This window comes from Ochrobactrum sp. SFR4, assembly GCF_019730395.1.
Classification (GTDB): Bacteria; Pseudomonadota; Alphaproteobacteria; order Rhizobiales; family Rhizobiaceae; genus Pseudochrobactrum.
Window position 1 is genome coordinate 1 of sequence record NZ_JAAPBB010001269.1, and the last position, 241, is coordinate 241.

The window sequence follows — 241 nt, forward strand, 5'->3', positions numbered from 1 at the left end:
CGCATAAACTGCGCCGACAGTTACCCCTGAAGAAAGGAATTGCATAAATTCGGACATAAGCTCTCCGGCGTCTGTCGGGGATGGCGGATATCAGAGCATTTCCGGCAAAAGTGTGAAACGGTTTTGCGTCGGATAATGCGACAAACAAAGACTGAGAGCGGTTCTCCGATTCCGTGTTCATCAGAACCGCTCCGGGCTATTTCCCGCCTGTAGTTGACAGGCGGGAGCAGGGGCAAAGCTT

General features: G+C 52.7%; 1 pseudogene. It reads right to left on the minus strand.

Annotated elements, in window-relative coordinates:
* Positions 1 to 181, minus strand: a pseudogene (locus tag HBA93_RS23095) (hypothetical protein); the annotation flags it as partial.
* Positions 182 to 241: the final 60 nt, after the last annotated feature.